Annotated in this window: 5 protein-coding genes and 1 pseudogene; all 6 read left to right on the top strand. The window is 44.4% G+C overall.

What is annotated here, in order from left to right; all coding sequences use genetic code 11:
- A pseudogene (locus Q0314_RS08155) lies at nucleotides 1-851 on the top strand (phenylalanine--tRNA ligase subunit beta); the annotation flags it as partial.
- Nucleotides 848-2,122 (top strand): 3-phosphoshikimate 1-carboxyvinyltransferase, encoded by a 1,275-nt coding sequence (gene aroA / locus Q0314_RS08150; protein WP_298058134.1) that lies wholly within the window; start codon nucleotides 848-850, stop codon nucleotides 2,120-2,122. The pseudogene Q0314_RS08155 and the gene aroA, both read left to right, overlap by 4 nt.
- Nucleotides 2,112-2,942: a 4-hydroxy-3-methylbut-2-enyl diphosphate reductase gene (locus Q0314_RS08145; RefSeq protein ID WP_298058132.1), complete on the top strand. Its 831-nt coding sequence runs from the start codon at nucleotides 2,112-2,114 to the stop codon at nucleotides 2,940-2,942. Before aroA ends, Q0314_RS08145 begins: the two co-directional genes overlap by 11 nt.
- A 135-nt stretch (nucleotides 2,943-3,077) precedes the next feature.
- Complete coding sequence (locus Q0314_RS08140) at nucleotides 3,078-4,748, top strand: 30S ribosomal protein S1 (protein WP_298058131.1); 1,671 nt, start codon at nucleotides 3,078-3,080, stop codon at nucleotides 4,746-4,748.
- A gap of 4 nt (nucleotides 4,749-4,752) precedes the next feature.
- On the top strand, nucleotides 4,753-5,238 hold the full coding sequence (locus tag Q0314_RS08135) for a hypothetical protein (protein ID WP_298058129.1): 486 nt from the start codon (nucleotides 4,753-4,755) through the stop codon (nucleotides 5,236-5,238).
- Entirely contained in the window at nucleotides 5,235-6,812 is a 1,578-nt protein-coding gene (gene serA, locus Q0314_RS08130) for a phosphoglycerate dehydrogenase (RefSeq protein ID WP_298058128.1), read from the top strand. The genes Q0314_RS08135 and serA overlap by 4 nt, the downstream gene beginning before the upstream one ends.
- Nucleotides 6,813-6,826: the final 14 nt, after the last annotated feature.

Genomic DNA, 6,826 nt, shown 5'->3' with positions numbered 1-6,826 from the left:
AAAAAACCGCCGCTGCCGGATTTTTTGAGAGCGTGCATTATGTATTTGACGACGCCGGCGAGCTAGCGGCGCTCGGTTTTGCGCCTTGCAAGGCTGAGATAGCCAACCCGATAAATAGTGAGCTAAACACACTAAGGCCGACGCTTGCAAATCACTTGCTAAAATCGGCCGAGCGAAACGTAAAAAATCAGCGAAAATCGGTCAAAATTTTTGAATTCGGTAGCGTATTTAGCGAGGATGGCGAGCAAAGCGAGAGATTTGGCTTCGTAGCTAGCGGACTGACAAAAGAACCTAGCCTGCTAAACGGAGCAAAGCCCGCCGATATCGACTTTTTGGGCTTTGCTACGGCCGTTAGAAACGTGATCGGTGAATTTGAACTAAAAGCCTGCGACGACGTAAAATATTTAAGCGAATTTGAACAAGCTAAAATCTACCAAAACGGCGTTTGCGTGGGCTATATCGGCCGCGTAGACGTACGGGTCGAGGCTGCGCGCGACCTGCCGCGAACATACCTTTGCGAGATAGAGTTTGAAAAGCTTAAATTTGAAGGTGCGGTCGTCAAGCCATACTCGAAATTTCCGGCTATCAGTAGAGACCTAAGCCTAATCGTACCAAAATCCATGAAATTTGAAGCGATAAAAGAGTGCATAAACGCGCTAAAAATCGAGTGCCTAAAAGAATTTGCGCCGGTTGATATATATTCAGACGAAAAGCTCGGAGACGACGTGAGTCTCAGCGTCAAATTTAACTTCCAAGACATACAAAAAACGCTTGAAGACGAGGAAGTAGCGGCGATAATGGATAAAATTTTGGACGCTTTAAAGCAAAATTTAAATATCGGACTAAGATGAAAGTTTACGCATTAAGAACGCCGATAAGCGCGAGCCTGGAAAACATCGCTGCCGATAAATCTATCTCGCATAGATGCGCGATATTTTCGCTTTTAAGCGATAAGCCAAGCCGCGTGAAAAACTATCTAAAGGCCGAGGATACGCTAAATACGCTAGAGATCGTAAAAAATTTGGGCGCGCATATCGAGGAAAAAGAGGGCGAGCTAATCATAACTCCGAGCGCAAATTTAAAAGAGCCTAGCGTTGTTTTAGAGTGCGGAAACTCGGGCACGGCGATGAGGCTTTTTATGGGCTTTTTGGCTGCTAGCGAGGGTTTTTTCGTACTAAGCGGGGACGAGTTTTTAAATCGGCGTCCGATGGCGCGCGTGGCTAAACCGCTGATTAGCGTCGGAGCTAAGATAGACGGCGCAAACGGCGGGGATCATGCGCCTTTGGCGATCCGCGGCAAGAAGCTGGAGTATTTTAAATTTGATAGCAAAATCGCCTCCGCGCAGGTAAAATCGGCGCTGATTTTAGCGGGACTAAAGTCCAACGGCTGCGAGCTTAGCGAGCCTGAGCTTAGCCGCGATCATACCGAGCGCATGCTAAAGGGTATGGGCGCAAGTCTGCAAATTTTACCGCACGGCGTCAAGGTTGAGCCGATGAGCGCGCCGCTAAAACCGCTTGAAATTTGCGTTCCAAACGACCCTAGTTCGGCGTTTTTCTTTGCCGTAGCAGCAGCGATAATCCCAAATTCTCATATCGTGCTAAAAAATATACTACTAAATAAAACGCGCGTGGAGGCCTTTAAAATTTTAGCCAAAATGGGCACGCAAGTAACGTTTAAAGAGACTTCCGGCACATACGAAAGTATCGGCGAGATCGAGATAAAGCATGCTCCGCTAAAAGCCGTGGACTTGAGTGAAAATATCTCGTGGCTGATCGACGAAGTACCGGCGCTTGCGATCGCATTTGCAAATGCGCAGGGCACAAGTAGCGTAAGAAACGCAAAAGAGCTTCGCGTCAAAGAGAGCGACCGCATCGCGATCATGGTGCAAGGGCTGCGAAAATGCGGGCTTGAAGTCGAAGAATTTGAAGACGGCTTTAGCGTAAAAGGCGGCGAGGCAAACTGCGCTATTATAGATAGCAACGGTGATCACCGTATCGCGATGAGCTTTGCGGTGCTTGGGCTAAAATGCGGAATGGTTATAGAAAAGAGCGAATTTATCGCGACTTCGTTTCCAAATTTTAGCGGGATTTTAAGACAACTTGGAGCTAGTGTTGAAGATTGAGCTTGCTAGCAGTTACGGATTTTGTTTTGGCGTCAAGCGCGCTATAAAAATTGCCGAGAACGCTAAGGACGCCGTAACTATCGGACCCATCATCCATAACAACGACGAGATAAACCGCCTAAATAAAAATTTTAATGTTAAAACGCTTGAAGGCATAAACGAAATTGACGGCGAAAAAAAAGCGATCATCCGCACGCACGGTATCACAAAAGGCGATCTAGCAGAGCTAAAAAAAAGCGATATAAAGGTGATTGATGCTACATGCCCATTTGTGACCAAACCGCAGCAAATTTGCGAAAAAATGAGCAAAGAGGGCTACGATATCGTGATATTCGGCGATGAAAATCACCCCGAGATAAAGGGCGTAAAATCATACGCCGTCGGCAAGGTTTTCGTCGTGCTAGAAGAGAGCGAGCTAGAGAACGTAAAACTAGCGCAAAAAGTAGCCGTCATTAGTCAAACGACGCGTAAAGTAGAAAAATTTATGCAAATCGTAAACTATTTGATGTTGCGTGTAAAAGAGGTACGCGTTTTTAACACGATTTGCAACGCTACTTTTGAAAACCAAGAAGCGGTCAAAAACTTAGCCGTTAGAGCTGACGTAATGGTCGTAGTTGGCGGCAAAAATAGCTCAAATACAAAGCAGCTCTATCTCATCTCAAAAACCGCCTGCGAGGATAGCTATCTCGTGGAAAATGAGTTAGAACTAGATCGCGCGTGGTTTGAGGGGAAAAATCTCTGCGGAGTGAGTGCTGGAGCCTCTACGCCTGATTGGATTATCCAAAAAGTGATTGATAAGCTGGAGAGCTTTCAAATTTAATAAATACTCATTACCTTTTTAAACAAAATTTCAAATTTAGCCCTGAAATTTCGCAAGTTAATCTACAAATAAGTTAATATTAAGTAAAATTGAGTCTAATTGTGTTAAAAGCAAAATATATACAAAAGGAACAAGATGGCTGCGGTGAACAAAAAAGTTCAGCTTAGTAAGGCAAACGACGGTATCGAAGACGACGATTTTGCCGCGATGTTAGAGGAGTCTTTTAAAAAGACTGAAGAGGATAGCGACGGAATAATCGTCGATATTAAAGGCGACGAGGTTTTTGTAAACGTCGGTAAAAAATCAGAGGGAATTTTAAATATTTCCGAGATCCAAGATGAAAACGGAGAGCTTAAATTTAAAACGGGCGATACTATAAAGGTCGTAATAACCGGCTCAAGAGGCGGTAAACCTATCGTTTCTCACAAAAAAGCGCTTAGAAAAGAAAAAGTAAAAGCCTATATAGACTCATATAACGAAGAAAATCAAGACGTATTTGACGTAAAAATAATCGGTAAAAATAAAGGCGGTTTTGTTGCTCAAAACAGCGACGGTATCGAGTTTTTCTTGCCTCGCTCGCAAGGCGGCTTTAAAGACGCAAACGCGGTAGTAGGAAAGTCGTTTAAAGTAAAAGTCATAAAAATAGACAAAGACGAGCAAAGCATTATCGTGTCAAGAAAAAAACTGCTTGACGAAGATAGAAAGAAAAAAAGAGAAGCGATATCTGCAGTCGCTGAAAATACGGACGTGATAGAGGGTGTGGTTAAGAAAATCACTACTTACGGTATGTTTGTAGACGTAGGTGGAGTGGATGGGCTCGTGCACTACAGCGAGATAAGCTATAAAGGACCGGTAAATCCGGGCTCTATCTACAAAGAAGGCGACAAGGTTTTAGTAAAAGTTATCAAATACGATAACGAGAAAAAACACCTCTCTCTATCTATCAAGGCTGCAACTCCGGATCCTTGGGAAGAGATAAAAGACGGACTAGATGTGGGCGATACTATAAAAGTAACAGTCAGCAACATTGAGCCTTATGGTGCATTTGTGGATCTTGGCAACGACATAGAGGGCTTTTTGCACATTTCTGAAATTTCATGGGATAAAAATATCAAAAATCCAAAAGATCACATCAGTGAAGGCGAGGAGCTTGACGTCGAGGTTATCGAGATAGATGCAAAAGATCGCCGCTTAAGAGTGAGCCTAAAAAATCTACTCAAAAAACCGTTTGACGAATTTAAAGCCCAATTTAAAGAAGGGGACGTCACTAAAGGCGTAGTTACTAGCGTAACGAACTTTGGAGCATTTGTTAGGATTGGCGCAGTTGAGGGCTTGCTTCACAATGAAGACGCTTCATGGGATAGAAACGATAAGTGCAAAGATTTGTTTAAAGTAGGTGACGAGGTTGAGGTAAAAATCATCAAAATCGACTCTAACGAGCAAAAAATTTCTCTTAGCCAAAAAGATCTAAAACAAAGCCCGGTACAAGCCTATGCGAAGAAATTTAATGTAGGCGACATCGTGACCGGTAAAATTCGCGATATTAAAGATTTTGGCGTATTTGTAGAGCTCGGCGATAACGTCGATGCGCTCATTCGCAAAGAAGACCTAGGTAGCGTAAGCGCTGAAAGCCTAAACATAAACGATAATATCGAAGCTGCGATAGCTTTTATCGACGAGAAGAAAAATAGAATCCGCCTAAGCGTAAGGCGCCTTGCAAGACAAAAAGAGCGCGAGGTGCTAAACGAGATAAATAGCGACGATAAGGTTACTTTGGGCGATATTATTAAAGAACAGCTATCATAAGTAAATGAAGCGATATTTGTTCTGGGGCGCGATTGCTTTTTTGCTGATTTTCGTCTGCGTATGTGGCACTTTGCTGTATAAGTACGCGGACGTAAATTTAAAAGAGCCTGTGCCTGCGGAGCTACAAATATCACAAAATAACAAGGAGCAAAATTTGACTACTGGCCCTACTTCTTGGGTTGGTGAAATGGCAAATTTGGCTCCTAAAAAATATGCTTTGGCAAGCAATGAGATATTTATAGAATTTAAAGACGAGTCAAAAACAGTCCTAAAAACGGCCTATCAGTTAGTGATCGATAAAAACGATATATACTCGATGTTCTGCCTTACTCAAACATTAAAAAACATACCCGTAGATTTTAGTGTAGTAAAAGAAAATTCACAAAATTTAATTTACATAAACACGCAAGACGGCGGCGTTTTAGATCGCGTTATAAACGAACTTAAAGCGTACGATATACGCTCAACTTTCAAGGAGATCAAGCTATGAAAACGATAATAGTGTGCGACGCAATACATAAAGTCGGCTTTGAAATTTTAAATCGCGAAGAGGATATAAAAGTAATCGACGCAGTAAACGTACCCAAAGATAAGCTTTTGGATATCTTAGGCGAGGCTGACGTGGCCATCACGCGAAGCTCGACCGAAGTCGGCGAGGCGTTTTTAAATGCGGCCAAAAATCTAAAAGCTCTCGTGCGCGCGGGCGTGGGCGTAGATAACGTAGATATCGACGGCTGCTCAAAACGCGGCATAATCGCGATGAACGTCCCTACGGCAAACACGATCGCCGCGGTAGAGCTAACGATGGCTCATATGTTAGCTGCCGCTCGCTCGTTTCCGTACGCTCACAACGACCTAAAAATCGACCGAATTTGGAAACGCGAGAAATGGTACGGCGTTGAGCTTTTTAACAAGACTCTAGGCGTCATCGGCTTTGGCAACATCGGCTCTCGCGTAGCGGTTAGGGCTGCGGCTTTCGGTATGCAAATCGTTGCTTATGATCCATATATCGATCCGTCGAAAGTAACCGATATGGGCGGCGTTTATACGCGAAATTTCGACGATATCCTTGCGTGCGATTTCATCACCATACACACTCCTAAAAATAAAGAAACCGTAAACATGATCGGCGAAGCGGAGATCGCAAAGATGAAGGACGGCGTGCGCCTCATAAACTGCGCTCGCGGCGGCCTTTACAACGAAGAGGCTCTGTATAACGGCCTAAAAAGCGGCAAGATAGCGTTTGCTGGTATCGACGTGTTTGAGAAGGAGCCGGCGACGGATCATCCGCTACTTGAGTTAAATAACGTCAGCGTCACGCCGCACCTTGGCGCAAATACGCTGGAGTCTCAGGCCAATATCGCTATCGCCGCAGCCGAGCAGGCTATCTCGGCAGCTCGCGGCATCAGCTATCCTAGCGCGCTAAATTTGCCGATAAAAACGGAAGATCTACCGCCTTTTGTGGAGCCTTATATCGAGCTTACGAGCAAGATGGCCTTCCTCGCCGCTCAGATCAACAAAAAAGCGATCAAAGCCATCCGCATCGAGACGCACGGCCCTATCAGCGAGTACGCAAATTCCATGCTTACCTTTGCGATCGTAGGCGCTTTAAAAGAGAGCTTGGGCGATACGATAAACTACGTAAACGCTAAATTTTTGTGCGACGAAAAAGGCATAACGACAGAGAGCACCGTCGGCGGCAATAGTATTTTCAAAAATAAAATCACCGTTCGCATCACGACCGAAAATGATGTCGTAACGATCGGCGGAACGGTGTTTGGCGAAAATCAGCAACGCATCGTGACGATAAACGGCTTTAAAACAGACTTTAAGCCTAAAGGCAAGATGATTATCTTTAAAAACAACGACGTTCCGGGCGTTATCGCTAAAATTTCATCTATCCTCGCCGAAGAGAAGATCAATATCGCCGACTTCCGCCTAGGACGCGATGATCACGGTATGGCGCTTGCGGTCGTGCTTGTGGATGAAAAAATAACCAAAGAGACGCTGGCTAAGCTAAACGATCTAGACGTTTGCGTATGGGCAAAGTACGCAGTTGTCTAAATTTAAGCCCGAAT

Origin of the sequence: uncultured Campylobacter sp. (assembly GCF_938040115.1) — a bacterium.
Taxonomy (GTDB): domain Bacteria; phylum Campylobacterota; class Campylobacteria; order Campylobacterales; family Campylobacteraceae; genus Campylobacter_A.
Note: the sequence above shows the minus strand (reverse complement) of the source record. Positions and strands in the feature narration are given on the sequence as shown.

Bases quoted from the DNA above. Each gene is read 5' to 3' on its own strand.
- aroA (WP_298058134.1), top strand. From the start codon at position 848: ATGAAAGTTTACGCATTAAGAACGCCGATAAGCGCGAGCCTGGAAAAC.
- Q0314_RS08140 (WP_298058131.1), top strand. From the start codon at position 3,078: ATGGCTGCGGTGAACAAAAAAGTTCAGCTTAGTAAGGCAAACGACGGT.
- Q0314_RS08135 (WP_298058129.1), top strand. From the start codon at position 4,753: ATGAAGCGATATTTGTTCTGGGGCGCGATTGCTTTTTTGCTGATTTTC.
- serA (WP_298058128.1), top strand. From the start codon at position 5,235: ATGAAAACGATAATAGTGTGCGACGCAATACATAAAGTCGGCTTTGAA.